This is a genomic window from Paenibacillus sp. G34, assembly GCF_056856875.1.
Genome location: NZ_CM166469.1, coordinates 3,718,806 through 3,745,220, shown reverse-complemented (window position 1 = coordinate 3,745,220; position 26,415 = coordinate 3,718,806). Strand labels below are relative to the sequence as shown.

Annotated in this window: 27 protein-coding genes and 1 other annotated feature; of the genes, 18 read left to right on the top strand and 9 right to left on the bottom strand. The window is 45.6% G+C overall.

What is annotated here, in order from left to right; translation table 11 throughout:
* Positions 1–62: 62 nt before the first annotated feature.
* Entirely contained in the window at positions 63–1,505 is a 1,443-nt protein-coding gene (locus AC1VYS_RS16885; RefSeq protein WP_482910665.1) for a 6-phospho-beta-glucosidase, read from the top strand.
* Positions 1,506–1,568: 63 nt separating this feature from the next.
* Here AC1VYS_RS16885 and AC1VYS_RS16880 read toward each other — a convergent pair whose 3' ends face one another.
* Positions 1,569–2,729 carry a S8 family peptidase gene (locus AC1VYS_RS16880; protein WP_482910664.1) on the bottom strand — a complete coding sequence of 387 codons (1,161 nt, stop codon included), beginning with the start codon at positions 2,727–2,729 and terminating at the stop codon, positions 1,569–1,571.
* A 225-nt stretch (positions 2,730–2,954) separates the two neighbouring features.
* Here AC1VYS_RS16880 and AC1VYS_RS16875 point away from each other — a divergent pair, with 225 nt between their 5' ends.
* The 5 genes from AC1VYS_RS16875 to AC1VYS_RS16855 all read left to right on the top strand — a co-directional run bounded on the left by AC1VYS_RS16875 (position 2,955) and on the right by AC1VYS_RS16855 (position 5,722).
* Entirely contained in the window at positions 2,955–3,485 is a 531-nt protein-coding gene (locus AC1VYS_RS16875) for a GNAT family N-acetyltransferase (protein WP_482910663.1), read from the top strand.
* Positions 3,486–3,612: 127 nt separating this feature from the next.
* Positions 3,613–4,473, top strand: a complete 861-nt coding sequence (locus AC1VYS_RS16870) for a Cof-type HAD-IIB family hydrolase (protein WP_482910662.1) — start codon at positions 3,613–3,615, stop codon at positions 4,471–4,473.
* 37 nt (positions 4,474–4,510) lie between these two features.
* Positions 4,511–4,771, top strand: coding sequence for a hypothetical protein (locus AC1VYS_RS16865; RefSeq protein WP_482910661.1), 261 nt, complete (start codon positions 4,511–4,513; stop codon positions 4,769–4,771).
* A 133-nt stretch (positions 4,772–4,904) separates the two neighbouring features.
* Positions 4,905–5,432 carry a hypothetical protein gene (locus AC1VYS_RS16860; protein ID WP_482910660.1) on the top strand — a complete coding sequence of 176 codons (528 nt, stop codon included), beginning with the start codon at positions 4,905–4,907 and terminating at the stop codon, positions 5,430–5,432.
* Between the two features lie 107 nt (positions 5,433–5,539).
* A complete protein-coding gene (locus AC1VYS_RS16855; RefSeq protein WP_482910659.1) occupies positions 5,540–5,722 on the top strand; it encodes a YjfB family protein in 183 nt (60 codons plus the stop codon).
* 166 nt (positions 5,723–5,888) lie between these two features.
* Here the strand turns inward: AC1VYS_RS16855 and AC1VYS_RS16850 are convergent, their stop codons facing one another.
* The 4 genes from AC1VYS_RS16850 to AC1VYS_RS16835 form a co-directional block, all read right to left on the bottom strand.
* Positions 5,889–6,611 (bottom strand): HAD family hydrolase, encoded by a 723-nt coding sequence (locus tag AC1VYS_RS16850; RefSeq protein WP_482915035.1) that lies wholly within the window; start codon positions 6,609–6,611, stop codon positions 5,889–5,891.
* 127 nt (positions 6,612–6,738) lie between these two features.
* Positions 6,739–7,776: a zinc-dependent alcohol dehydrogenase gene (locus AC1VYS_RS16845; protein ID WP_482910658.1), complete on the bottom strand. Its 1,038-nt coding sequence runs from the start codon at positions 7,774–7,776 to the stop codon at positions 6,739–6,741.
* Between the two features lie 73 nt (positions 7,777–7,849).
* Positions 7,850–9,088 carry an aspartate aminotransferase family protein gene (locus tag AC1VYS_RS16840; RefSeq protein ID WP_482910657.1) on the bottom strand — a complete coding sequence of 413 codons (1,239 nt, stop codon included), beginning with the start codon at positions 9,086–9,088 and terminating at the stop codon, positions 7,850–7,852.
* Positions 9,089–9,196: 108 nt separating this feature from the next.
* Positions 9,197–10,405 carry an MFS transporter gene (locus AC1VYS_RS16835; RefSeq protein ID WP_482910656.1) on the bottom strand — a complete coding sequence of 403 codons (1,209 nt, stop codon included), beginning with the start codon at positions 10,403–10,405 and terminating at the stop codon, positions 9,197–9,199.
* A gap of 289 nt (positions 10,406–10,694) precedes the next feature.
* Here AC1VYS_RS16835 and AC1VYS_RS16830 point away from each other — a divergent pair, with 289 nt between their 5' ends.
* From AC1VYS_RS16830 to tyrS, 5 genes are all read left to right on the top strand, one after another.
* Positions 10,695–11,411 (top strand): pseudouridine synthase, encoded by a 717-nt coding sequence (locus AC1VYS_RS16830; protein ID WP_482910655.1) that lies wholly within the window; start codon positions 10,695–10,697, stop codon positions 11,409–11,411.
* Positions 11,412–11,733: 322 nt separating this feature from the next.
* Complete coding sequence (locus AC1VYS_RS16825) at positions 11,734–12,042, top strand: Dabb family protein (protein ID WP_482910654.1); 309 nt, start codon at positions 11,734–11,736, stop codon at positions 12,040–12,042.
* A 149-nt stretch (positions 12,043–12,191) separates the two neighbouring features.
* Positions 12,192–13,661, top strand: a complete 1,470-nt coding sequence (locus AC1VYS_RS16820) for a protein adenylyltransferase SelO (protein WP_482910653.1) — start codon at positions 12,192–12,194, stop codon at positions 13,659–13,661.
* A gap of 73 nt (positions 13,662–13,734) precedes the next feature.
* Positions 13,735–14,202, top strand: coding sequence for a hypothetical protein (locus AC1VYS_RS16815; RefSeq protein WP_482910652.1), 468 nt, complete (start codon positions 13,735–13,737; stop codon positions 14,200–14,202).
* 169 nt (positions 14,203–14,371) lie between these two features.
* Positions 14,372–14,619 (top strand) — a binding site (T-box leader).
* A gap of 114 nt (positions 14,620–14,733) precedes the next feature.
* Positions 14,734–15,996 carry a tyrosine--tRNA ligase gene (tyrS, locus tag AC1VYS_RS16810; RefSeq protein ID WP_482910651.1) on the top strand — a complete coding sequence of 421 codons (1,263 nt, stop codon included), beginning with the start codon at positions 14,734–14,736 and terminating at the stop codon, positions 15,994–15,996.
* A gap of 165 nt (positions 15,997–16,161) precedes the next feature.
* Here the strand turns inward: tyrS and AC1VYS_RS16805 are convergent, their stop codons facing one another.
* From AC1VYS_RS16805 to AC1VYS_RS16790, 4 genes are all read right to left on the bottom strand, one after another.
* On the bottom strand, positions 16,162–16,443 hold the full coding sequence (locus tag AC1VYS_RS16805; RefSeq protein ID WP_090916857.1) for a YxcD family protein: 282 nt from the start codon (positions 16,441–16,443) through the stop codon (positions 16,162–16,164).
* Between the two features lie 5 nt (positions 16,444–16,448).
* Positions 16,449–16,949 carry a hypothetical protein gene (locus AC1VYS_RS16800; RefSeq protein WP_482910650.1) on the bottom strand — a complete coding sequence of 167 codons (501 nt, stop codon included), beginning with the start codon at positions 16,947–16,949 and terminating at the stop codon, positions 16,449–16,451.
* 99 nt (positions 16,950–17,048) lie between these two features.
* Positions 17,049–17,615, bottom strand: coding sequence for a PadR family transcriptional regulator (locus tag AC1VYS_RS16795; protein WP_441922758.1), 567 nt, complete (start codon positions 17,613–17,615; stop codon positions 17,049–17,051).
* A 173-nt stretch (positions 17,616–17,788) separates the two neighbouring features.
* On the bottom strand, positions 17,789–18,364 hold the full coding sequence (locus AC1VYS_RS16790; protein ID WP_482910649.1) for a beta-class carbonic anhydrase: 576 nt from the start codon (positions 18,362–18,364) through the stop codon (positions 17,789–17,791).
* A 224-nt stretch (positions 18,365–18,588) separates the two neighbouring features.
* On the opposite strand from AC1VYS_RS16790, the gene AC1VYS_RS16785 reads away from it, so the two are divergent.
* The 7 genes from AC1VYS_RS16785 to AC1VYS_RS16755 all read left to right on the top strand — a co-directional run bounded on the left by AC1VYS_RS16785 (position 18,589) and on the right by AC1VYS_RS16755 (position 26,324).
* Positions 18,589–20,103 carry a carboxypeptidase M32 gene (locus AC1VYS_RS16785; protein ID WP_482910648.1) on the top strand — a complete coding sequence of 505 codons (1,515 nt, stop codon included), beginning with the start codon at positions 18,589–18,591 and terminating at the stop codon, positions 20,101–20,103.
* Positions 20,104–20,236: 133 nt separating this feature from the next.
* Entirely contained in the window at positions 20,237–21,244 is a 1,008-nt protein-coding gene (locus AC1VYS_RS16780; RefSeq protein WP_482910647.1) for an ABC transporter substrate-binding protein, read from the top strand.
* Positions 21,245–21,250: 6 nt separating this feature from the next.
* A complete protein-coding gene (locus AC1VYS_RS16775; protein ID WP_482910646.1) occupies positions 21,251–22,045 on the top strand; it encodes an ABC transporter ATP-binding protein in 795 nt (264 codons plus the stop codon).
* Between the two features lie 80 nt (positions 22,046–22,125).
* The gene (locus tag AC1VYS_RS16770; RefSeq protein ID WP_482915034.1) at positions 22,126–22,884 is read left to right on the top strand and encodes an ABC transporter permease; all 759 of its coding nucleotides are present in this window, start codon (positions 22,126–22,128) and stop codon (positions 22,882–22,884) included.
* A 357-nt stretch (positions 22,885–23,241) separates the two neighbouring features.
* A complete protein-coding gene (locus AC1VYS_RS16765) occupies positions 23,242–24,222 on the top strand; it encodes an aromatic acid exporter family protein (RefSeq protein WP_482910645.1) in 981 nt (326 codons plus the stop codon).
* A gap of 72 nt (positions 24,223–24,294) precedes the next feature.
* A complete protein-coding gene (locus tag AC1VYS_RS16760; protein WP_123065763.1) occupies positions 24,295–24,855 on the top strand; it encodes an outer spore coat protein CotE in 561 nt (186 codons plus the stop codon).
* A 218-nt stretch (positions 24,856–25,073) separates the two neighbouring features.
* Positions 25,074–26,324 (top strand): putative amidoligase domain-containing protein, encoded by a 1,251-nt coding sequence (locus tag AC1VYS_RS16755; RefSeq protein WP_482910644.1) that lies wholly within the window; start codon positions 25,074–25,076, stop codon positions 26,322–26,324.
* Positions 26,325–26,415: the final 91 nt, after the last annotated feature.

Below are 26,415 nucleotides of genomic sequence, written 5' to 3'. Positions count from 1 at the left end.
ACGTGTTCGCACTGATCGAGTCAGATCATCAATGCCTATGATGAATAGGAGGAATTATTCAAATGGTTGATAAAATGAAGGCCTTCCCAGATGATTTTCTCTGGGGAGGAGCAACGGCAGCGAATCAGCTGGAAGGTGCTTATCTTGAAGGAGGGAAAGGCTTAACAACGGTTGATCTGATCCCGATTGGAGCCAATCGTTTTCCGATTGCGCTGGGTAACCTGGATTCGTTTGAACCAAAAGCAGGAGAGTTTTATCCTTCACATGAAGCAATTGATTTTTATCACAGGTACAATGAAGATATCGCGTTATTCGCGGAAATGGGATTCAAGTGCCTCAGGCTTTCGGTAGCCTGGGCACGGATTTTCCCGAATGGTGATGATGCTGAGCCGAATGAAGCAGGACTTCAATTCTATGACGATGTGTTTGATGAACTGTTGAAGTACAATATTGAACCTGTCGTGACCATCTGTCACTTTGATGTGCCTGTGAATCTGGTGAAAAACTATGGCGGCTGGAAAAACCGCAAGATGGTCGACTTTTTTGAAACTTATGCCAAAACATTATTTAATCGATACAAAGATAAAGTGAAATACTGGATGACGTTTAACGAGATCAACATGCTGCTTCATCTGCCTTATATCGGTGCTGGGATTGTACTTCAGGAAGGCGAGGACAAACAGCAGGTGTTGTATCAGTCGGCTCACCATGAGCTCGTTGCAAGTGCGTTGGCAGTTAAAGCTTGTCATGAGATCATTCCGAGTGCACAGATTGGATGTATGCTGGCTGCGGGTACGGTATACCCTTACAGTTCACATCCGGAAGATGTATGGAAAGCGATGGATAAAGATCGGGAGTCATTCTTCTTCATTGATGTACAGTCAAAGGGTGAGTATCCGGGTTATACCAAACGTTTTTTCAGAGAAAATAATATCCGTATTGAGATGCAGCCGGAAGATGCCGAAATATTGAAGCAGCATACGGTTGATTACATTGGTTTTAGCTATTATGCAAGCCGTTGTACAAGTGCTGATCCTGAAGTGTTGAAGGACTCAACCGAAGGCAATGTGTTTGGATCGGTGAAGAATCCGTATCTTCAAGCGTCCGAATGGGGCTGGACCATTGATCCCAAAGGGCTTCGTATTACGTGTAACCAGCTTCATGATCGCTACGGCAAACCGTTGTTTATTGTCGAAAATGGACTCGGTGCGACCGATGTGTTGCTGGATAATGACACGGTTGAAGATGACTATCGCATTGAGTATCTGAATAGCCACTTCGCTGAGATGGCCGAAGCGATTCAGGATGGTGTAGAACTGATTGGGTACACCAGTTGGGGTCCCATTGATCTGGTTAGCGCAGGTACGGGTGAGATGAAGAAGCGGTATGGCTACATTTATGTAGACAGAAATAACGATGGAAGCGGAACGCTTCGTCGGGTAAGAAAGAAAAGCTTCTATTGGTACAAAGAGGTTATCGCAAGTAATGGCGCAAAATATTTCTAGACCAAGAACAGTCCCGTTCGCACGGGATTGTTTTTGGTTTTGATAAGGATGTAGCATTAACCATTAAGGGACTTGCACACTTTGATAAGCATTCAGCCGACCGTACGTCCAATAGATGCCTGAACCCGAGACGGGGTCTGAAGCGAAACAGAGGGCATCCCGGATTTGTGCGTTCGTTTTACCTTGAGCAGCGAGTAAAGCAGCCACGCCAGCAACTTGCGGAGCGGCCATTGATGTTCCGCTGAGATAGGCATAAGAACTGCCAAGATATGTGGACAGGATGCTATCACCCGGTGCAGCCATATCGACCCAAGGGCCGTAGTTCGAGAAGTTCGATTTCAGGTCGTATGAATTGGTGGATGCCACAGCAATGACATTGGAGTATGAAGCAGGCACGATCGGGAATGAGGTATTGTCATTGCCAGCGGATGCAATAATGACAGCTCCCCGATCCCATGCATATTGAACAGCGGCTTGAAGGAACGCATCTCCGGTAGGACCACCCAGACTAAGATTGATCACTTGAACGCCGTTATTGGCAGCAAAAACAAGCCCGTTACCGACATTACCAATCGTTCCTTGGCCGTTATTATCCAGTACACGAAGCGGAACGATAGAAGCTAGAGGTGCTGTACCCGCAATGCCAACGCTATTATTCGTAATGGAAGCGGCGATGCCTGCAACATGGGTGCCATGTCCATTTCCGTCCTCCGGAATGTTGTCGTAATCGACGTAATCGTAACCGGGCAAGAGCTTGGATGCAAGTTCAGGATGATTCAATTGTACCCCAGTATCAATGATGGCAATTTTGATCGAGCTGTTACTTTGGCTGATATCCCATGCAGCGGGCGCATTGATTTTGGAGAGATTATACTGGTAAGGGAAGAAGGGATCATTGGGTATAAAGGAAGCTTCAACCAGATAGTTGGGATGTGCATGTTCAATGAGATCATGATCCTTGTACTGCTTGAGCATCCGGTGCATTTTTTTGCGAGATTCGATTCGGTACCACCCGAGGTGTTCATAGGTTTCGGCGACTTTGCAATTGGTTTTCCGATAGAGTGTGTGCATCTGATCAGGGGTTGTACCTTCCTTGAACTTGAGTAACAGTTGATGGGGAGCGTGGGGATCAAATTTACTTGCATCCCGTTGGTCTGCATAACGAAGGGTGAACCAGATGGATATCAAAATGAGAATGGCCACGATGCTAAACCATAACCACATTGGCTTAACCCCTTTCCACATTGGATTTTCACACGCCATATCCTATGCGGACTCTATGAAAATGCGCGGGCTTTCTTCCAAAATGGGTCGGGAGTACTGATAGATTCATAGGTTAATCTGAAGTCAGTCAATGATTCATTGGATTGAGTTTAGTCGATTGATAGGTCCGCTAGAATTCGTTAAGATGAAGAGAGACACCTCATAAATAATCGAACATAAGGGAATGTGATATGGTTGACAGAACGTCAGATGAAACCGGAAGTAAGACCTGTTCAATCCCATGAGATACAGGAAGCGATTCATTTTGCTATGGGTGTGCGTAGCGAAGTATTTCCCATGATGGATCATACCGTACTTCCCAAGGATTTTGAGCAGTTCAGCGAACAGTATATGAATCGAAAGGATACTGTTTTTGTGATTGCGCGATTGGGTGAAGCGGGCATTATCGGCTCGATCGGTATTGTTCCTTACGATGGGCGAATTCAGGTTATTGATGGTCGATACCCCGAACACACTGCAGCTGAGATTGTAAAATGTTACGTTGATCCTGCCTACCGCAGGTACGGCATTGGTTCGCTCTTGGTGAGGGAACTGGAGCAGTTCGTAAGCAAGATGCAGTATACAACGTTATATCTACACACCCATCGTTTTCTCCCGGGAGCGGTAGATTTCTGGGAACGTCAGGGATTCACATTTGTTGCAGAAGAGCAGAATGAATGGCAGATCGTGCATATGGACAAACCCATCAACAATTAGATTGGAGAGATGTATGAATGTACACAAGTCTGTTCTGGAAAAGTTGATTGATCAACGAACACCTCGGAACGCGTAGTACGGTAAGTCATAAGGTTTCAGACAGAGAATACAACTGGGGGAATAACAGATGAGCAACATAAAACCAAAAATCGTATTTATTGATATTGATGGCACGTTGGTAGACGATGACGGTAACATCCCATTGTCTGCACAAGAGGCTTGTAAACAAGCGCGTAAGAATGGACATTTACTGTATCTTTGCACAGGCCGTTCTAAGGCTGAGATCTACGATTCGATCTGGGATGTAGGCTTTGACGGATTGATTGGCGCTGGCGGAGGGTACGTTGAATACGGATCTGATGTGTTATACCACAAAAAAGTAACGGCAGAAGATGTTCGTCATATGGTCGATTTTTTCAATGAACACGGCATTGATTTCTATCTCGAATCCAACTCTGCATTGTATGCAAGCAGTAATCTTCAGACTCATCTGGAACGCCGCATCTATGGAGATATTGAGAATGATCCAGTTGCTCTGGAGAAAAAGGAAACAAAACCTCATCCGTTTATTGCTGGGTTAACCTATGGTGAAGCTGATCTGTATAAGGATGATGTCAACAAGGTCTGTTTCTTGGAAAGCCCGGTCGTTCCTTTTGAACGAATCAAACAAGAGTTTGAAGGCAAGTTCGAGGTGATTCAGTGTACTGTGCCTGTTTTCGGAGAGGGCAGCGGGGAATTGATGATTCCGGGCATCCACAAAGCAATTGCAATTGCTGATCTGCTGCAACATTTAGGGATGTCGCAGGAAGATACGCTTGCCATTGGAGATGGGATGAATGATGCGGAGATGCTGGAATTCTGTGCTGTAGGTATTGCTATGGGGAATGCGAAGCCTGGTCTGAAAGCAATTGCCGATGATATCACGGGTTCCGTACAAGAAGACGGATTGTACGATAGTTTTGTGAAATATGGATTAATAGAGGCGTAACGTTACTTATATGGAACCAGAGAGGAGAGGTGAGTACATGCCTGAGAGCATAAAAGTGGAATTTGAACTTAGTGCTTGGGGACAGGGAAACACTCAAGATGGGGGAGGCTCTTTTCAAAAACATGAGCTGTTGAAAATACGTACTGTATCTAAAGACACCACGCTGGAGCAGCTTGAAGCAATGGTAAAAGAGATGATCGCAGATATCAAAACGGTATATCCCCAGCCAGAGCAGTTGGGCGTTAAAGTTACATTAAGAGCCAAAGAAACAGATGGCGTATTCACATATCTTGGCTAATGATTAACGAACTTAACAGCATTTGTTGAACAGAGGAGTAGTTACTAACTGCTCCTTTTTTTATTGTTTAAGCAACTCAAATGAACGTTTTTCCGTCCATAGATATGATGGGAATAGAGTTGGGAGGTGCTTCATGAAACGTATAGCTGTGCTGTTCATTGGAATCATGTGCCTGATTACTGGTTGTGCGGCAGAAACGAAACCGGTGGCTGAGGCTCATGTTCAAGTTATGCCTAGAGAAATGCCCGCGGATTTTAATTTTAAGGTTCGTTACGGGTATGGGGAGGCCAATAAAAACGAAATCAATACTTACAATAATCAGGTTTATAAGGATCTGGTTCAAAATGGAACCGGGGTGGCCGCAATCAGGCTAACCACGGAAGAAATGCGTAGGATCTATACGAAAATGTATGAAATGAATGTGATGGAGATGAGAGATGTCGGATCGAAATCTTCAAATTGTACTCAAATCCCGTATATGACGGAAAGCTGGAACATTACGGTGGATGGGAAAACGAAGACTTGGTTATGGTCGGACGAATCCTGTGAGATCACAAGTGACGCAAAGCAACTATTAGATTTACGGGAATATATTCATGAAATCGTTGAAGCCAAAGATGTTTACAAAGCTTTGCCTGAAGCATTAGGAGGATATGACTGATGAATAACTTTGTTATGTTATTGAATCTCGTATAACATTTGATATTCTTTGACCGATATATTAAGAGGTATGCGCAGTGATAAGACAGAGCGAAAGGAGTGTATATGATGGATATCGCAGCATTATCCATGGCAATGAGTCAGGCTTCAGTAGCTCAGGCAGCAAGTTTACAAGTCATGTCCATAACCAAAGATATGGCGGAGCAGCAAGGTCAGCAGATGGCCGAGTTGTTGAAATCAGCGCCCGCTCCCCATCCCAATTTGGGCGGAAGTCTTGATATTTCGGTATAAGCCAGTTTAGACCTAAGTGGAAGATGGTTGTGTCTTTCAAAAACTTGCAGCAAGCAAAAAAGTGGAGCAGCTTCGATTCTTGTAATTGAAGCTGCTCCACTTTGTTTAGCGTTATATAAATTCACTAAGCCCGAATTGATTTGCAGTTTCTATAATATGATCGATATTAGACGGATCTCGATAAGTCTGATGTAGCGTTCTCAAAAGACAACGAATCCTTCAACCCCCATAGCTCATCATAACTTGAAATTTGCACGTCGGCTTTGGAGAGATCCTGATTCCCCGACCCAGGGTTAAGATAGCCGATGCAGCACATACCTGCACTTTTGGCGGCTTGAACACCGTTGCGTGAATCCTCTATAACCAGACAATTCGCCGGAGATACCCCGATTCGTTCAGCTGCCGCCAGGAAAATATCCGGGGCCGGTTTGCCATGTTCAACCTCTTCGCCTGTCATGCGTACTTCAAAGTAAGGCCCTAATCCCGTTTTCTCCATGATTAGATCAATAAGTGCCCGAGGAGATGAGGAAGCAACGGCAATCGGGATGCGCTGCTCATGCAGCCATTTAACCCACCGTTCCACGCCAGGCATGGCAGTTAGTTCAGGATGAGTAAGCATCCTTTCCATCACATGTTGCTGATGATACGCAAGAATCTCTTCCAAAGGTACCTTCACCTGATACTTGTCGATGACTTGCTGCCACATGGATTCCAGCGTTACTCCGACAGAAGAATGATGTTCTTCTTGGGTAACGGCTGCACCGAAATGATCAAATGAACTGCGCTCAATCTCAAAATAGATCGGTTCACTGTCAATCAGTACGCCATCCATATCAAAAATGACCGCTTGTATGGACGGATCGCCTTTAGCCTCCTCATTTTTCTTCATACAGAGATCAGGACGTTCAGCTTTCTCTTTTGCTGTCATGGTGTGTTCCTCCTATTAAGTAAGTGATGTTAGATACTTTCAAGTCTAACTTCTTTTTATCCAGTGTTCCAGCTTGAGAAAAGCTGAATCAACTGGATTGCAATACAACCTTAATAGCATGAGATGAAGCTTGTAGGGTACGTCCAGGGATATCACATCCCAGTGTGCGGAACGCTTCTTCATAATCTTCCAGGGGGAAGGAATGGGTTATGATTTTTTTGGCAGGTATAATCTGTTGTTCAATCATATAATGTGCGGTGGCAAATGTTCCAAGTGAGTCGATAGAGCCAATGATCTTCAGACTGCGATCCACAACTTCCTTCGGATTGAAGGACGTATTGCCATCACGTAAACCAACCAGCATTAAATATCCGCCGCTGGCGAGCTGTGACAGAACTTGAGTGCCTACTACACCAGTGGTATCCACAATCATATCGACTTGTCCGGCTGTCGGAGCGATGTCTGCAATCGCCTGTTCAAAGGAAGAATGAACTTGCCAGCGATCGGGTGCGATGGAGCCTGCAATGGCTAAACGTTCATCCGAGATGTCGACAAGACTACCGGTAACACCTTTGGAAGCAAGCGCATAGCTGTAAAGGATGCCAATAGGCCCGGCTCCAAGAATAATCGTTCTGAAATTCGGCAACAAATGAATCTGGTTAATGCCTGTCAGCATGCAGCTTAGCGGCTCGGTTAACGTTGCTTCTTCATAGCTTACATGATCTTTTAATTGATACAGGAAGCGATCTTCGGTCACGTAATAATCGGTGAATGTGCCATCCGCACTTACTCCCGTTTCCGTAACGGATTTATGGACGCAGTGATTTTGTCTGCCTGTTCTGCACATGTCACATTGACCGCAGTAGTACGTAGGATCAATGACAACGCGATCTCCAGGCTGCAGCGTTGAGACGGCGGAACCGACAGCAATCACTTCACCTGCGGATTCATGTCCAAGAATGACGGAAGGAATCGCATGATATTTTCCACTGACAATGCCCAAATCCGTTCCACAGACCCCGGTTGCCCGTATACGCACAAGCACCTGATTATCTCTGGTAATTTCGGGAACAGGTCGTTCCTCGAGTGCGACATCCCATGCAGATTTATATACCAATGCAAGCATGATGGAACCTCCTTTTTTGGTAGGAACTACATTTTTTCAAACTACATTTCGATGCTAAAATAACTTCCAATAATTAATGAACGCTGGCCAGCACGGAATCCAAACGATCAACAATCTCAACCAGTTCGTCTTCGGTTGTTGTCAGAGAAGGGCGAACTTTAACGACGTTTCCGAAGCCGTATCGCGAACTGCGCAGGATCAGATGTTGCTCTTCAAAAGCACGGTCAATGATCGCATTGGTTTTCGGAGTATCTGGCTCATTGTCATCACCCACGATTTCGAGTCCCCACATGAGTCCTACTCCGCGGGCTTCACCGATGCTAGGATATTTCAAAGCGAGTTCCTGTAGCAGTCCGCCAAGCAAAATTCCTTTTCGCTTGACCGCATCCAGAAATCCCGGTTCTGAGACCACTTCCAATGTGGACTTGGCAGCGGTGACCGAAATAAGATTACTGCCTGAGGTGAATGAATGCTCATGTTTTTCCAGCACATTCAATCGAGACTGCATAAGAACGGCAGCTACAGGTACACCGATCCCGCCAAGGCCTTTGGCAAGGGTAATCAGGTCGGGCTGGATATCAAACAATTCACTAGCAAACATCGTACCCGTTCGTCCAACACCCGTTTGGACTTCATCGGCAATGAGAAGCATGTTGTTCTCATCACATAATTTACGAAGACGTTGAAAATATCCTAGCGGTGGGACAATATTGCCGCCATTTCCGAGAATGGGCTCAATGATCATACAAGCAACCGAGCCTGAGCTGGCATACTCTATCGCATCGGATATTGCTTCAACGCATTGATATCCGCACTCTCTACTTTCGCTATAGAACGGACAACGATAACAATAGGGTGCGGGTACATGAACCGCATTAGGAGCTGACGAATTAGGAAAACGCTTGCGTCTAAAGGAATTACCTGAGATGCCTGTTGCGAATTGGGTCTGTCCATGATGAGAAAGGTACAAACTGATAATGTCCGTTGATCCTGTATACTTCTGGGCAATTTTAGTTGCACACTCATTGGCCGTAGATCCGGTAATATCCCGCATCCATCCGGCATCGATATTGTTCGGAGCATACTCAATCAAGTGTTCCAATACTTCATTGACGTAAGGTTCGGTGAAGGAGGAAGACATATGCGTAAGATTGCCGACTTGTTCCTGTATTTTATTGACTACATGTGGATGATTATATCCCAAGGACAGATTAAACGTGCCTGAGACACCATCTAAATATTCCACACCTGAATCGTCAATCAACTTAATCCCTTTTCCGACTGTAAAGCGGTTATTGGTTAAAGTTTGCATGCAGATTCCTCCAATAGTTTAATGTACAAGCTGGATGAACGATACGATACATACCGGATGGTTTGGGCATCCCCCCTTTCAAGTTTGGAAGTATGTGAGCCTTACAATTTAGATTTCTTTGGTTGGTTGTGGGAATGTAGAGCTCAATGATTCATTACGATTGTTCCAAAGGTGAGAGAGGATCAGTGTCAGCAACAAAAGTAGACAGAATCCGGCTAAAATCATGATGGTGCCGACGATCGGCCATGCGCTCATACTCCATCCCGTGAGGTACTGTAACGTTGCACCCCCAATACCGCCAGAGGCAATCAATATACTGGTTGTTCTTTCCGTCATGCCAGGAATTAGCACATTCGCATAAACGAGTGCGATACAGAACAGCCCGGACATAAATAACCCTGTTCCAAAAATGAGCATATACGTTACCCATTGACCAGACACAAATACCATGGAAACCGTGAACAATAGTGTGCCGATGGTGCTCCAGATCAGGAAAGGCATATAGTTAACAGCTTCTGCAATTCTGCCCGAGAAGAGGCGTCCGATAATCATGGCAATCCACAGAATAGAGACACTTAGCGAAGCGATAGATTCTTTCAGTTCTAGACGTTCCACGAGAATGGAAGGCAAGAAATTCATCAATCCAAGTTCCAGTCCCATGTAGACAAAGAAAAAGACAACGAAGATCGAGAGGAGTCCCAGATGTTTTTTGGAATAGCTAACTTTGTCTGTTCCCTGGGCGGTCGTATTTTCTCCGGCCTGTTCCAGGTATTGTGCTGCAGAACGAGGCATGGTGACCCAAGTAATCATGAGAAGTAGTGCAGAGGCAGCAACCGTAAAAAACGTCAGGTGCCACTGGTCCAGCCAGATGAATAAAGCGGCAACCGCTGGAATGAGAAGTGCACCAAGTGCGAAAAACACATCCAGTTTGGACATGGCGATCGCTTTCTGATTTTCCGTGAATTCAATGGTGAAGGCTCCAACGGAAGGTTCAATGATACCTGAGCCGAACCCTACGATGATGGTCAACAGAACCAGAACGTTCCACGAAGGTAACTCTCCGAGCAGCATATAAGCTGCAATAATACAGATCAACGCCAACGTGAGCATCCCTTTTCGACCGATTCTGGCTGTCAGGGATGGTGACACGAGTACGCCAACAAGAAATCCGATAAACTGTAAAAATAGCAAAAATCCCCCGTCACTGTAACCACGTTCATAATGAGGCAGTAGAACAGGCAGAAGGGCACCAAGCACAACGCTGGTAAAGCCGATCAACAGATAGAAACCGCAACTTAAAACGAATATTCTTCTCATGTGTTCCCTCCGCAAATGGATAACATTTTTATAAAATGAAATAAATGTTTATTTTATATATAACTTATACCATAATTTTGAAATTGTACAAGCATTTTATTGTAAAATTTTGTTAAGTTTTAGCGAAGTCATCATTCTTTTGATTCATCCTGTCTAATCATAAAATGGATGTCGAAAATGACTCTGTTGCGTCACTATTCAATTCATGAGAAGATGAGGTTTGGTGGTTTACTGTAGAGTAGAGTAGAGTGAAAGGTTGTACGTTAATATGCTGAGAAGTGGTGAAGGGATGTTAATCAACAAATACATAAGTGAGACGGGACATTTTTCCCGCAGAGAAACAACACGGCGCATTGCAGCCGGAAGAATTACGATTAATGGCAGGGTATGTGTAAAAGGAGATATGGTGGAACCAGGTGATATGGTGCTGATGGATGGGGAGAAGATCCCGGAACGGAATTCGGAGTCTGTGTATATTGTCCTGAATAAACCTGTGGGTATAACTTGTACTGCAGCCGAGCACGTTGAAGGCAATATCATTCAGTATGTGAATTATCCTTCACGCATTTTTGCAGTCGGCCGACTGGACAAAGCGTCAGAGGGGTTAATTTTACTGACGAATAATGGAGACATCGTGAACAAAATGATGCGTTCGGAGCACCATCATGAGAAAGAGTATGTTGTTACGGTGGACAAACCGATTACTGATGCATTTATACAATCCATGTCACAAGGTGTGGAGATTCTTGACGTAGTCACCAAACCGTGTGAGGTGTATAGGCAGAGCGATAATGTCTTTCGAATCATTTTGACACAAGGGTTAAATCTGCAAATACGCCGAATGTGCAAAGCGCTGGGGTACAGAGTATTCAAGCTGGAGCGCATTCGGATTATGAATATTAGTTTGGATGAACGGTTGAAAAGGGGAGAGTGGAGACATTTGGAGAAACAGGAGTTGGAGTTACTTATGTCTCAATTGAATCATGACGAAACAGAGCATGAGTGAGAACACGCTTGCCAAGCTCTAAAGCTTGAGAAAGTTCTTTGAGAAAAACATAGGAAACACGCCCCCTTTTGGCGGAGGTTGTTTTTTTTATAGTGAACACGTTTTTACGTAACTTTTCAAGATAAGACATGTATGTGTTACGACGTAATTTGCCAAAAGAATTTCTTGTTTTTCTTCCTTTTATTGCTGCAGTAGATTGAGAACATCTATTTGAGTTCAGTTTAGGTTTAATTTAAAATAAGGGTGGTGGTGATAAGAAATATTTTCCGCCACTTAATTGAAAGATTCCTTCCAATGGATATGGATAAGGAGATGTGATGATATGTTCGAACACTTGGTTATTTTCAAATTTAACGATAAAATCACACCTGCCAAACAGCAGGAGTTTGTAGCCCAGTTGCTTGCCTTACAGGATCAAATCCCTGGAATTATTGACCTGACAGCTGGAGTGAATGTGACGGAGGAAACGGATCGCATTCAAGGATTTAGCCTTGGTTTAAGAGTGACATTCGAAGATCAGGAAGCGCTTCGTGCATATGGCCCACATCCCGCACATCAGGCTTTCGTAGCCTCTCTGAATGGCTGGGTTGAAAACGTGATTGTATCCGATTATCCAATCCCCGCCAAATAGGAATTACGCAATTCAGATTTCGATCCTGTTAGAGAAGAACTGTTTTCACCTTGGAATTTCCATGTGACCACATAAATGAGCATGGGTTCACAAAAGCTACATGAAGATAAAACAAAGAATTTTCTTTGTTAGGAGAAGGAGTGTGACCCATGGTAAAGAGTAATATAAATGTAGGCTGGAAGCTTGAAAATAGCTATGCAGAACTGCCTCAAACGTTTTATACCAGCCAACATGCAGTGCCTGTGCAGTCGCCAGAGTTTATCATTTTTAATAAAACATTGGCGGCCAGCCTTGGGTTAGACGCAGATGTGCTGCAAAGTGCCGAAGGCGCAGCTTTTTTTGCCGGAAATCAAATGCCGGATGGAGCCAAGCCCCTTGCACAAGCCTATGCAGGTCATCAATTTGGTAATTTTAATATGCTTGGCGATGGACGTGCATTGTTAGTCGGCGAACAAATTACTCCGCAAGGAGACCGAGTGGATATTCAGTTGAAAGGTTCAGGGCGGACACCTTACTCTCGCGGAGGAGATGGGCGTGCTGCCGTTGGACCCATGCTTCGAGAATATATTATTAGTGAAGCGATGGTTGGTCTCGGGATTCCGACAACACGAAGCTTGGCTGTTGTGTCCACAGGGGAGAACATTTATCGTGAAACAGAACGTCCTGGAGCTATTCTCACACGGGTTGCGGCCAGTCATATACGTGTAGCCACTTTCCAGTATGCAGCGCAATTTGGTTCGGTAGAGGATGTACGTGCGCTCGCAGATTACACATTGCAGCGTCATTTTCCACAGGTAGAGCCGAACGAACAGCGTTATTTGAGCCTACTGCAGGAAGTGATCAAACTTCAGGCAGAGCTTGTTGCAAAATGGCAGCGCGTTGGCTTCATTCACGGTGTAATGAACACGGACAATATGGCGATCAGCGGGGAAACCATTGATTATGGGCCTTGTGCCTTTATGGATGTGTACAATCCAGCAACGGTGTTCAGTTCAATTGACAGACAAGGCCGTTATGCGTATGGAAACCAACCTTACATTGCAGGCTGGAATCTGGCTCGTTTTGCCGAGACGCTACTGCCTCTGCTTCATTCTGATGAAGAACAGGCAGTGCAAATCGCTCAGGAAGCCATTGCACAGTTCTCGGAGCAATATCATCATCACTGGTTAACGGGTATGCGAGCCAAACTTGGTCTGTTTACAGAAGAGGACGAAGACGAGACCTTAATTAAGGATCTGCTTGAACTAATGGAAAAGCATACGGAAGACTACACGAACACATTTGTGGCGCTGACCTTGAACAAACTGGAAACGTCTAATCTGAATGATAAGTCAGATTTTCAGGAGTGGTATTCACGCTGGGCAGACAGATTAGGCAGACAGCCCGAATCCAGAGATCAAGTGATGCAGCAGATGAAACGAAATAATCCTGCGGTTATTCCACGGAATGACAAGGTAGAGGAAGTACTTGAACGAGCAGAGAAGGACGGAGATTATAGCTTCATCCAGCCTTTGCTGGATATTCTCCAGCACCCTTATGCGTATACGCCGGAACAGAAAGCATTCGGGGCGCTGCCTGTGTCTTGTGATCCTTCATATAAGACATTTTGCGGAACTTAATTTTGCAAGCCTGACTCGAAAAGATCAGAGAGAGCTGCCTGAGTGGCAGCTTTTTCATTAGGGGGTAGCTTTCATGTCTACTATATTAAGTATGCAAGAATTGACCGAACAACTTCTAGAACTGTTATCAAGAACGGTTTATCCTAGAGAACAGATGGAGAGTTATGTGAACCGATTGGATGAGTCATTCAAATGGGAAGGCGCACCTTATGTAGAAATCGGTGTAAAACATTACATCGTAACGATCTATGAACGAGGTGTACCGTCTTTGATTAAAAAGCTGGAGCGGACTGAAGAGGTGCTCTATTGGTTATTGGAAGATATGATTTTTACGGCTGCCCACGTAACATTGCTTAAAAAATATGGTGTGGATAACGTGAACACCCATCTGGATTACACCAATGAAGTGTGGCAGGAGATAGAAGATAACGTATTAAACGCTTTTCAAACAATCGGTGAACCTTATTTTAGCTGGCACCAAGAGGGGAAACGCCGTGAACTGGAAACGGTTCAACCCAAGAAGGGGAAATCTTCGATGTGAGTGAACAGGATACAGGATAGATAATTAACTTGGCATAGTGAATTTTGCCAACAAGGATACAATGTTTTTGTGGATTAGAACTTTCAATTTTTATTATACTTGGCATGATTGGAAGACTTGCGCTTGCAATGCCTATAACGTTCCGCTATACTGGCTATAATTAAATACATGAATTACGTTGATAGAGCGCAGTAGCGGCTTTGTCCCTGTTACAGAAAGTCAGGGGTTGATGGAACCTGATACATACAAGGGCTGCGAATTACACTCTGGAGTACTTGGGTAATGCCAAGCGGATGGGCAAACGATAACTTGCTGAAAGTGGTATGAATTACTGGATTTGAGCGTATGCGTATAAACGTTCAGTGAAGGAATTCATGCAAACTGGGTGGTACCACGGTTATTCTAATCGTCCCTGTGTCTATGAAGACAAGGCGACGATTTTTTTGTGTCCAAAAATGAAAGTAGCCGTGTGAATTCGTAGCAGAACGTAAATCATGACTGAATTTTGATCAAAGAAAAGGGGTTATCGAAATGAACATTATTGACGAACTACAGTGGCGCGACGCCATTAATCAACAAACAGACGCGGAAGGGCTACGTGAACTGACGGAAACAAAAGCAATTTCCCTGTACTGCGGTGTAGACCCAACAGGCGATAGCATGCATATCGGCCACTTGATTCCGTTTATGATGCTGAAACGTTTCCAATTGGCAGGACACCGTCCAGTAATTCTGATTGGTGGCGCAACGGGAACGATTGGTGACCCAAGTGGGCGTCAGTCTGAACGTTCCTTGCAAACGCTGGAGCAAGTGCAAGAGAATGTAGATGCGTTAACGGCGCAGATGAAAAAGTTGTTTGTGACTGACGGCGACAATCAGGTTCGCATGGTCAACAATTATGACTGGACACATAAGATTAACGTCATTGAATTTCTGCGTGACTACGGGAAAAATTTCAATCTGAACACCATGCTTGCAAAAGATGTCGTAGCAAGCCGTCTGGAAGGCGGAATTTCATTCACGGAATTCTCCTACCAGATACTGCAATCTCTAGATTACCTTCATCTGTTCCAAACGGAGGACGTACAGCTACAGATCGGTGGATCTGATCAATGGGGTAACATTACGAGTGGTTTGGATCTGATTCGCAAAAAAGAAGGCTCAGAAGCGAAAGCTTATGGGTTGACCATCCCGCTGATGCTGAAATCGGATGGTACGAAGTTTGGTAAAACAGCTGGCGGTTCGATCTGGCTTGATCCGAACAAAACGACACCGTTTGAGTTCTACCAGTTCTGGGCAAATACAGATGACCGGGATGTCATTAAATACTTGAAATACTTCACATTCCTGAGCAAAGAAGAGATTGAAGCCTTGGCTGTGAAGGTGGAGACAGAGCCGCATAAACGTGAAGCACAGAAGACTCTGGCTGAGGAAATGACCAAGTTTGTTCACAGCGAAGAGATGCTGGAGCAGGCGAAGCGCATTACCGCAGCATTGTTCAGTGGTGATATTCGTTCCCTGACAGCAGATGAGATTGAACAGGGGTTCAAGGAAATGCCAACGTACGAAACAGATGGCGAAGCTAAAAATATTGTAGACTGGCTTGTGGATCTGGGCTTGGAGCCATCCAAACGTCAGGCTCGTGAGGACGTGACCAAAGGAGCCATCTCCATGAACGGTGAAAAGATCACCGAGCTTGAATTCACGGTATCTGCAGAGCACGCAATTGGCGGCAAATTTATCATTATCCGCAAAGGTAAAAAGAATTATAGCCTGGTTAAGCTTCAGTCCTAGGAACTGAGAGTGAGAGCGTAACATAGGCTTGAAAAAAGTGATATCACAGGTGAGTACTCACCGTTATACAATCACAAATCGTGGAAACTAAAAGACCGTCTCGTTTCTGTCAAATGACAGAAACGAGACAGTCTTTTGTATAACAAGCTAGTAGCTAGCTATATTCTAATGTTGATTAACAATCGCTGTGATCTCTTCATCCAGATCCAAGGTAACATCTTCACGGTACGCACGAATGTTATACTCGCTGTGCAAGTAACGAAGAATCGCTTCAATCATGTTGGATTCCACCAGGAACTGGCTACGACCCTGAATCCAGACTTCTGCGGAATACCCTGTATCTTCTTCCCAGCTCAGCTCTACATTAACGTCCGTAGGGCGTACACCTTTACGCTCTGCCATGTGAATGCAAATGGCATTCACAATCTCATCCATGCTCAGAACCATAGATCTTAGTACCGTCCGTTTCTGTTACGATCATCATCACGGTCGTCACGACGGTCATAACGGCCATCTGCTGCAGGCTTGCGACGATTGGTAATCGCTCTGAACAATGCCATAGCAAGCATAACAATCAGCATAATTGCAGCTACGTTAACGAGCAATCCGAGAATGTTACCCAGTGCTCCCATACCGCCAAACAGTCCGCCGAACAACATACCTGCGAGACCGCCCAGCATCATACCCTTCATGAAGCCGCCGCCACCGCCAAAGAATCCACCACGGTTATTCGCTGCTGCTCCAGTATTGGAATTGTTACGGGAATTGGACTGACTTACGTTGCTGTCGGATTTCTTAGGGGTATTGCTATAACTTTTCGTGCCGGATTTGAATCCACCGCCGCCTCGTCTTGCATCAGCACTGTCCGGATTCGTAACACCAACCGTTGCGAACAGTAGTGTAAATGCCATGAAAACCATCATTAGATGTTTAATTCCGAATTTTTTCTTCATTGTATAGATCGTAACCCCCTGATTAAATTTGTTTAATTCCCCAAAATGGGCCTTACTCTAGTAATACGGGCCAACCTGCTGAACGTTTCAAAATTTAATTTAAATTTCTGAAACACTTGGGCTTGGGTCTTGAATCGCAGCTTGACCATCGAGAAGTTGGGTCACCCAATGACACCATTCCAAACCCGTCTGGGCATGCATTAACCCTTTTTGTACCAAAATGTAGCTTCCAAAATCCCGGTTGCCTACTCGAAGATTATCCTGTGGTATCCGTGATTTCAAATCCTCGAAATACCGTATGCGCTCCATGAACCAGCTTTTACGCTCGTTCAGAATGCGTCTCATGCTGCCATCTTCGGCAATACCTACACAGAGAATGCGAAGATTGAATTCATCACGCGTAACGGGCGCCGTAACCGGAGTAATCATCCACTCCAGTAACTTCTGAATGCCTTTTTCCGTAACTGCATACATTTTTTTGTCCGGTTTGTCAGACTGTTGTACCCAGCGGGAGGCGAGTAACTCATCGTTTTCCATCTTGGACAGGAGCGGGTAGATCTGGCTGTGTTTGGCCTGCCAATGCGGCTGAATCTTCAGCATTAGATCATAACCGGAAGACTCCTCGCGGGTAAGCAGCCCGAGCAATCCGTAGGAAAGTATGTTCATGCACATGTCTCCTTAATATTAGGGCTGGGCCAACGAAAGCAAACGTTTTGCATTCGTTGACCGCTTTCATAAAAGTGTACACTGAAACTGTATGGTTTGACAACCTGACAGGATAACTGCCTCAATTTAGACAAAAAAAAGTGCGAACCATGAAGGTCCGCACTCCAAACCATTTAGAGAGATGCCTGCTGTTCATACCCGTCAGCGACAAGATCAAGCTCGCCTGTAGCCGAGTCAATGACCATACCGTGAACAGGTACATTGGGAGGAAGTAATGGATGCTTCTTGATCACGTCCACAGTTCCTTTTACCCCTTCTTCAACACTATCAAACCCGCGCAGCCACTTTTGCAGACGAATGCCGGAATTTTCAAGCGTAGACATGACCTCTTCGGAAATTCCACGTTCTGTCATGTGACCAATCATCGTTTCAGCATGCAGTGAAGCCATACCACACTCGGTATGACCTACCACCAGAACCTCGTCTGCGCCGAGCTCATAGATGGCAACGAGCACGGAACGCATAACACTACCAAAAGGTTGGGAGATAATTGCGCCTGCGTTTTTGATGATTTTTACATCGCCATTCTTCAGATTCATTGCTTTCGGCAGCATCTCGACAAGACGGGTATCCATACATGTGATGATGACCATCTTTTTGGTTGGAAACTTGCTAGCCGTATACTTCTCGTATTCTTTAGTCTCGACAAATGATTTGTTGTAAGCCAAAATCTCTTGAATGTTGTTCATGTCCATTGCCTCCTGTTATCCAATACGACGAGCACGGCCATTTGCATGAGATGCAGCCTGTCCTACACGCCTTTGATTAGTTGAATGCTGCGATCAGCAGACCACGTCATTCTTTTTTTTAGTAGAATAATGCAAGATGGTTCTGTCAAAAGTTGATTATACGCAATGCAAAAAGTATCATCAATAGGGTGTACAAATTTTTTTGAAGAGGTGAGCGGTGAAAAATGGATAAACAAACACAGCAGCAATTACAATCATTCCTTATTCTGGCCCGTAAAATAAAAAGTTATCATGAAGCCATCGGTTTGCTTCACTGGGATTTGCGCACAGGAGCACCGAAAAAAGGAGTTCCGACTCGCTCGGAAACGCTGGGAATGCTTTCTACCGAAGCATTCAAACTGCAAACTTCCGCTGAGATGAAATCTTATCTGGATACATTGACTGAGCCGAACGTGATGGAACAACTCGAGGATACCGACCGTCGTCTGGTAGACGAATGCAAGAAGGAGTATGATCGCAGTCAGTCGGTACCGCCGGAAAAGGTTCAGGCATATACCGTACTTACAGCTAAATCAGAGACGGCTTGGGAAGATGCCAAACATAACAGTGATTATGCTGGGTTCTCGCCATACCTCACCGAGATCGTGAAACTCAAACAGGAGTTTATCGACTATTGGGGTGTTAAGGATACAAGGTATGATACATTGCTGGACATGTACGAACCTGGATTGACTGTAGAAAAGGTAGATGCTGTATTCGCCCGGCTCAAGGCGCGTCTCGTTCCACTTCAGGAGAAAATCAATGCGGCTGAGAATAAGCCTAACACCGATTTCCTGAAACAGATTTTCGATACCGATCAGCAGGAGAAATTCAGCCTGTTCATCCTGGAACAGATGGGATATGACTTTGAGGCAGGACGTCTGGACGAAAGTGTGCATCCATTTGCAACAGGCCTTAATCCAGGTGACGTCCGAATTACGACCAACTACCTCCAGGACGATGTAACAAGTGCCATCTTTAGCTCCCTGCACGAAGGTGGACACGCTCTATATGAACAAAACATCGATGAAAGTCTGGCAGGTACATTGCTGGCTGAGGGTACATCGATGGGCATCCACGAGTCACAATCTCGTCTTTGGGAAAATATGATTGGGCGCAGCTTGCCTTTCTGGACACGTTATTACAAAGATCTGCAGCAGCATTTCCCGCAATTGAGTGAAGTAAAGCTGGAAGATTTCTACCGTGCAATTAACCGGGTAGAGAGCTCCCTGATCCGTATTGAAGCGGACGAGCTGACTTACAATTTGCATATTATCATTCGTTATGAGATTGAGAAAATGCTGTTCAATGAGGGATTGGAAGTCAAGGATCTGCCAGAAACATGGAACACTAAATACAAGGAATACCTCGGAATTATGCCGACCAACGATGGTGAAGGCGTGCTTCAGGATGTACACTGGTCCGGTGGAGATTTCGGTTATTTTGCTTCCTACTCCTTGGGCAATATGTATGCTGCACAGATTATGCATACATTACGTCAGGAGATGCCGGAGTTCGATCGTCTGATTGCCGAAGGTAATCTGATTCCAATTAAAGAGTGGCTTACAGACAAGATTTATCGCTATGGTAAAAGCCGTACACCATCTGAGTTAATTGTTGCAGTGACAGGTGAAGAGCTGAATCCGGATTATTTGGCAGATTATTTGGAAGCCAAGTACGCTGAGATTTATAAATTATAAATGCGTCTGAATGAAGGTCGGCCAGAAATTTCTGGTTGGCCTTTTTTTGTGTGCAAGTTCTTAACCTTTTACTGGGCCTCGGCATATTCATAGTAAAGAGAAGCTGCTGAACCCAGTAAAGGAGGGAAATTGGATGAAATATACGCCATGGTTTGTACGGGGCATTGTGATTCTGTTGATTCTCATTGTGGCGCTGACGAGCTGCAACAAAGAAGAGAACGAAGCCAAGATTACGATTGGTGAAGTGACTCGTTCTGTATTTTATGCACCGGAATATGTAGCCGCTGCTCAAGGTTTTTTTGCAGAAGAAGGACTTGAGGTCGATATACAAACAACGGCTGGTGGCGACAAAACGATGGCAGCATTGCTTGCGGGTTCGGTTGATATTGCGCTGGTGGGTGCAGAAACGTCCATCTATGTCTATCAACAAGGGGCAGAAGACCCGGTCATTAACTTTGCGCAGCTCACCCAGACGGACGGAACGTTTTTGTTCGCACGAAATGCCGAGGACAGCTTTGATTGGGAACAATTAAGGCAGAGTATTTTTCTCGGACAGAGAAAAGGCGGCATGCCGCAAATGGCTGGGGAGTTTGTTTTGAACAAACATGGTATTAACCCGTCCAGTGATCTGCAACTGATTCAGAATGTAGATTTTGCGAATATTGCTTCAGCCTTTGCTTCAGGCACAGGTAATTATGTTCAGCTATTTGAACCACAGGCATCGATCTTTGAACAGGAAGGCCGAGGAAAAGTGGTGGCATCGTTCGGAACGGAAAGCGGGAATCTACCTTATACCGTGTTTATGACCAAACAAAGTTATCTGAATGAAAACCAAGAACTTGTACAAAAATTCACGAATGCTTTGCACAAAGCTCAACTATGGGTGGATTCCCATACTGCGGAAGAGATTGCACAAGTGATTACTCCGTTTTTCAAAGACATTGATCCAGCGATTCTAACCAGCAGTGTAAGCCGTTATAAGGAACAAGGCACGTATGCAACAGATCCGATCATTGATGGTGATGAGTGGAACAACCTGCTGAATGTGATGAGCGCAGCGGGAGAATTAAAAGAACGGGTTGAACTGAACACCATTGTCGATCCGTCCTTTGCAGAACAGGCGCTCCAGGGAAGGAAGTGAGCATTAATGGCTGATTCCGGGAACGTGATCAGACTGGAGAATATCTCTCAGGTGTATGTCAGTGAACGCGAAGCCTCGCTCGTGATTGAGGATTTGAGTCTGGAGATCAACCAAGGAGAATTTGTGAGTCTGGTAGGACCGAGCGGGTGTGGCAAAACAACGTTATTGTCGATTATGGCCGGACTGCTGAAGCCCACCCGAGGACAGGTTGAAGTCGAAGGCAAGCTAGTTCAAGGCCCCTCTGCCCGGATGGGTTACATGTTACAGCAGGACTACCTGTTCCCCTGGCGTACGATTCTGGATAATGCACTGATTGGCTTAGAGTTGACAGGCAATCTGGACACGCAGAGCAGAGAACGTACTCGTGAGCTACTTGTCAGCATGGGGCTTGGCGGGACAGAGGAGCAGTATCCGTCAGAATTATCGGGAGGCATGAGGCAGCGGGTAGCCCTTGTCCGAACACTTGCGACAGACCCTGCAATTCTCCTGCTCGATGAACCTTTCTCGGCACTGGATTATCAAACCAAGCTGCAGCTTGAAGATCTCGTCTCGGATACGCTAAAAGAGTATGGCAAAACCTCCGTGCTGGTCACGCATGATTTGTCAGAAGCCATTGCGGTCAGCGACCGGGTCATTGTCTTGGATCGTAATCCAGGACGCATCCGGCGAGATTTCAATATTCCCGAACATATTCGGCAGGCACAGCCCTTCCATGCAAGGGAACAAGAAGGCTTCAATGAGTTGTTTCAGTCGCTGTGGAACGAACTCGTTCAGTCTGGAGGAGGTGAGAAAGATACGTGAGTCAAAACCATTCAGAACAAGGCAAGCGGGAAGCACGTGAATTATGGCTGGAAGAGCTTCATCGTGACCACAATCGTAAGATGGGTAGGTGGCGGCATCATATTCTTACGGTTCAGCTATCCATCTTAGTCTGCATGTTTTTACTTTGGGAGCTGGCGGGCAGACTGCGGTGGATTGATGTGCTTCTCTTCAGTTATCCGAGTAAAATCTTTGGACAGATTGGCAAGGATGTTGCCAGCGGTGAAATATGGGCACACGTCGGGGTAACCGTAGGTGAAACAGTCGTCGGTTTTTTACTGGGGACACTTGTCGGAACGTTGCTTGCTGTTCTGATCTGGTGGTCTCCTTTTTTGTCCAAAGTGCTCGACCCCTATATGGTTGTGTTTAACAGCATGCCCAAGGTCGCGCTCGGGCCGATCTTTATCGTGATGTTCGGGGCCGGATTTACAGCCATTGTAATGACGACTCTCTCCATTACGGTGATTATTACAACACTCGTTGTATACAACAGTTTCAATGAAGTTGATCCCAATTATGTAAAGGTTATTCGTACCTTTGGAGGAGATCGATCTGAAATTTTTGCCAAGGTTGTGTTCCCTGCTTCGTTTCCCACAATTGTATCTACGTTAAAAGTAAATGTGGGCATGGCTTGGGTAGGGGTCATCGTGGGTGAATTTTTGGTAGCCAAACAGGGGCTAGGTTATTTAATCATCTACGGATTCCAGGTATTCAACTTCACGCTTGTTCTATCAAGTTTGCTGATCATTGCAGCCGTAGCTACGGCGATGTATCAGTTCGTCGTGTATGCGGAACGCAAGCTGTTAGCGGGTCGCAGATAAATAGCTGAAATAAAGAATGAAAGAGAGAGGGTTTTACAATCGTTCACCATATGTATACAATTTCACAAGAGGTGTCACGTTGCCCCACATTGTAAAATCAAGTAGGATATTTGTATGGAAAAAAAGTACTTCGTGCCGGGCAGAAACACATGGGATAAATAGAAATTTCGTATGCGAGTTCTAATTTGGTTGCCGCATTGGCAAAGGCAGTGTTTCTTCTTCGTGGCATGTTTCTGTGACCGGCATGTTTTGTGCATGCCGGTTGATGTCGTCTAGTTTGTAACTGGTTGAGTTATACTAAATGGACGACCTATGGATCACGAACTTTTGTACAGCTTAGAGGAGATGGAATGTTAAATGGGTTTTAGAGTCATTAAAACGGCAATCGCAGCGCTGATGGCTGTACTAATAGCGGACTGGTGTCGCTTGCCAGGACCAACGTCAGCAGGCTTGCTTGCGATTCTGGGTGTGGATGTAACCAGAAAAAGGAGTATCCGAACGATATCGGCACGTTTCTTTGCATCCGTGGTTGGTCTTTTGTTTGCAAGTGTACTTTTTCACTTTCTCGGCTTCCATTATTGGGTGCTGGCAGTATACATACTCATGGCTTTTCCGGTCATTGTTCGAGTGGGTTTTAAGGAAGGTATTGTTACAGGGTCAGTCGTGGTGTTTCGGGTATTCAGCGGTGGAGAGATGGATGTGCATGTCATTCTCGTACAGATTGCGCTGCTCTTGATTGGTCTTGGTTCAGCGATGATTGTGAATTTGGCTTATATGCCAGCAGCTGATCCACAGATGTTCCGGATCCGTAAACGGATTGATGAGTTGTTCTCGAAAATTTTCCGAGAGTTCGCGACAACCCTGCGTAACCCCAATGAAGCATGGGCAGGCAAAGAATTAATTGAAGCGGATAAAGCCGTACTCGGCGGAATTGAAGCGGCCAAACGTTCACTCGAGAACCAGGTCATTCATCCGAATGAGGGCTGGAGCGTATACTTTTATATGCGCAAAACCCAACTGGATTCCATACAGCATATGATGCATCTTGTATCCCAGGTCTATCAGAAAATGCCGCATGCCGAGATGGTGGCGGAGCTGTTCGACCAGCTTAGTCAAGACGTGTTGACCGAATCTTATACCGGGCGAACGGAAAAACTGCTGGCGGATGTACAGGAAGAATTCAGACAAATGGAGTTACCAGATACAAGGGAAGAATTCGAGATGCGTTCCGCTATTCTCCAGCTGTGCCGCGAGCTCTCTATGTATCTGAAAATCGCCAAGAAGGACAAAGCGCCTTCTCCAATCTCAGATCGCTCCCAATCTGTAAACGAATCATAGAAAATAGTTGTCACCCTAGACGGATGTCCTGCATACACTTGTAGTGAATGATTGTATGGAGGAGGTTTAAAGATGTCATTGAGTCATAAACATCAATGTAGAGAGATTATCACGAAGGCGATCTGCGGCAAAGGTCGTAAGTTCTCTACCGTAACACATACCGTGACTCCGCCAAATGGTCCGACCAGTATTTTGGGGGCTTGGATTATCAACCACCAGTATGAAGCCGTATCAGCGGGGGACGGGATTGAAGTTATTGGTACTTACGATATCAACATTTGGTATTCCTACGACAAAAATTCGCAGACAGATGTAGCTAAAGAAACGGTATCATATGTAGAACATGTACCTTTGTCCTATCTGGATCCGAAACACCGGACTTCCACAGTAGAGGTATCTGCGGATGCAACGCAGGAACCTAGCTGTGTGGAAGCCACAGTGTCCGCGGGTGGCGGCAGCGTAATTATCCGAGTTGAGCGGGAATTCGCTGTGGAGCTCGTGGCCGAAACAAAAGTCTGTGTGAAGGTATGCACGGATGGCTGCGGTGATTACGAAGACAAGGACTATGACTATGGTAGCGCGGATGGAGACTATGATGATCTCGATCCAGACTTGCTGGATGATGAGTTGTAAATCGCTCATCCGAAAAGCGAAAGTGAATGTTCATAACCTAAGGTATCATATGCACCATAAGGTGCGGTGAAGAGGGCGTAAGCCCTCTTTCTTTCATAAAGATTAAAAAATGGGTTGTGACGAGCCTGATCATGTGCCTGAACAGTGTTAACGGGAAGGCTCCGCAGCTGCGGAGTCTTTTTTTGATAAGCAGGGAGCATAACGAGAGGGGGGATGGAATGAACGTCATGGAAGAAGCAGAGGAAGCTGTCCGGTTATATACACGCCTGAGCTCTGGTGATCGAATAGCACGCTTAAAACAGGCGGGAATCGAAGTGCTAACCACAAGGGATCAGCGAAAGCGGGAACCGGGGCTGCGTGTGCGGTACGATGTCGATGTCAGTTGCCTTCGGGCGATTCGAATCAGACGCAAAGACACGAGCGGAATGGGAGCCAAACAGGAGGGAGAATTGGATCGTGAAGCAGCTTCATCCGTGTATAAACGTGTAGAGCGCCTTGCAATCAAGACCTTATATACTTTAGGACTGGATCATGGGGCTGTACGTTTGGAAGCTTCGGGGAATGGCGGGTGTGCAGTTATTTCCGTCAATCCTGACCTGTGGAAAGGGGTGACAGACCTGGCCATGCTGTATAAGGAAAACTGGCAGCAACATCAAACGTTATTGAACCAGGAGCGGCAGGAGAAACGATTTCCTGTTCTCGGTATGGACCCGGAATTTCTACTGGTACAGATGCCTGAATCCAAAATCGTGCCGGCTTCCCGTTTTCTCGAACGTACGGGTATCGCAGGCTGTGATTCAGTAACAATAGGTGGCAGACGGGTGTACCCTGTTGCCGAGCTGCGCCCGGCTCCGAGTGCGGAGCCGCGTGAGTTGTTGTCGCATCTGTTGCGAGCCTTCACGGCTGCTTCACGCAGCATCAGCGACTCGTCACTGATCTGGCAGGCAGGCGGCATGCCGCAACGAGGGTTGCCACTGGGTGGTCACATTCATTTTAGCGGTGTACAACTGAATGGTGGGTTACTCCGAGCACTGGATAATTATTTAGCGCTACCACTTGCAGTGCTGCAAGACCCGCGTGGATCGGGGAGACGGCCGAGGTATGGGACGCTGGGTGACTTTCGCCTGAAATCCTATGGTGGATTCGAATATCGGACGCTGCCGAGTTTTCTCGTTTCTCCGGTTGTGGCCAAAGGGGTCGTTGCTCTAGCGGGACTAATTGCGTGTAGCTACGATCAATTAAAGCAGCGTCCTCTATTGAAGGCGGAGGTTCATTCCGCGTTTTATGAAGGACAGAGGGATGTCATGATGGCTCATATCCCTTCTTTGATGGAAGATCTGAAACAGCTGAACGTATACGCCAGGTATGAACGATATGCGGCTCCCCTGATGCGGCAATTCAAACGAGGGCATACCTGGGATGAGAGTCGGGATATCCGTAAACTTTGGAATATTCGGGCAGGTTCATGAAGAAGCAGCATTTTTTTGTTATAATGAAATATAGGACTTTTTAAAACGATAAATACGGAAGATATGAAACGGATGCTATCGAAGGAACAGG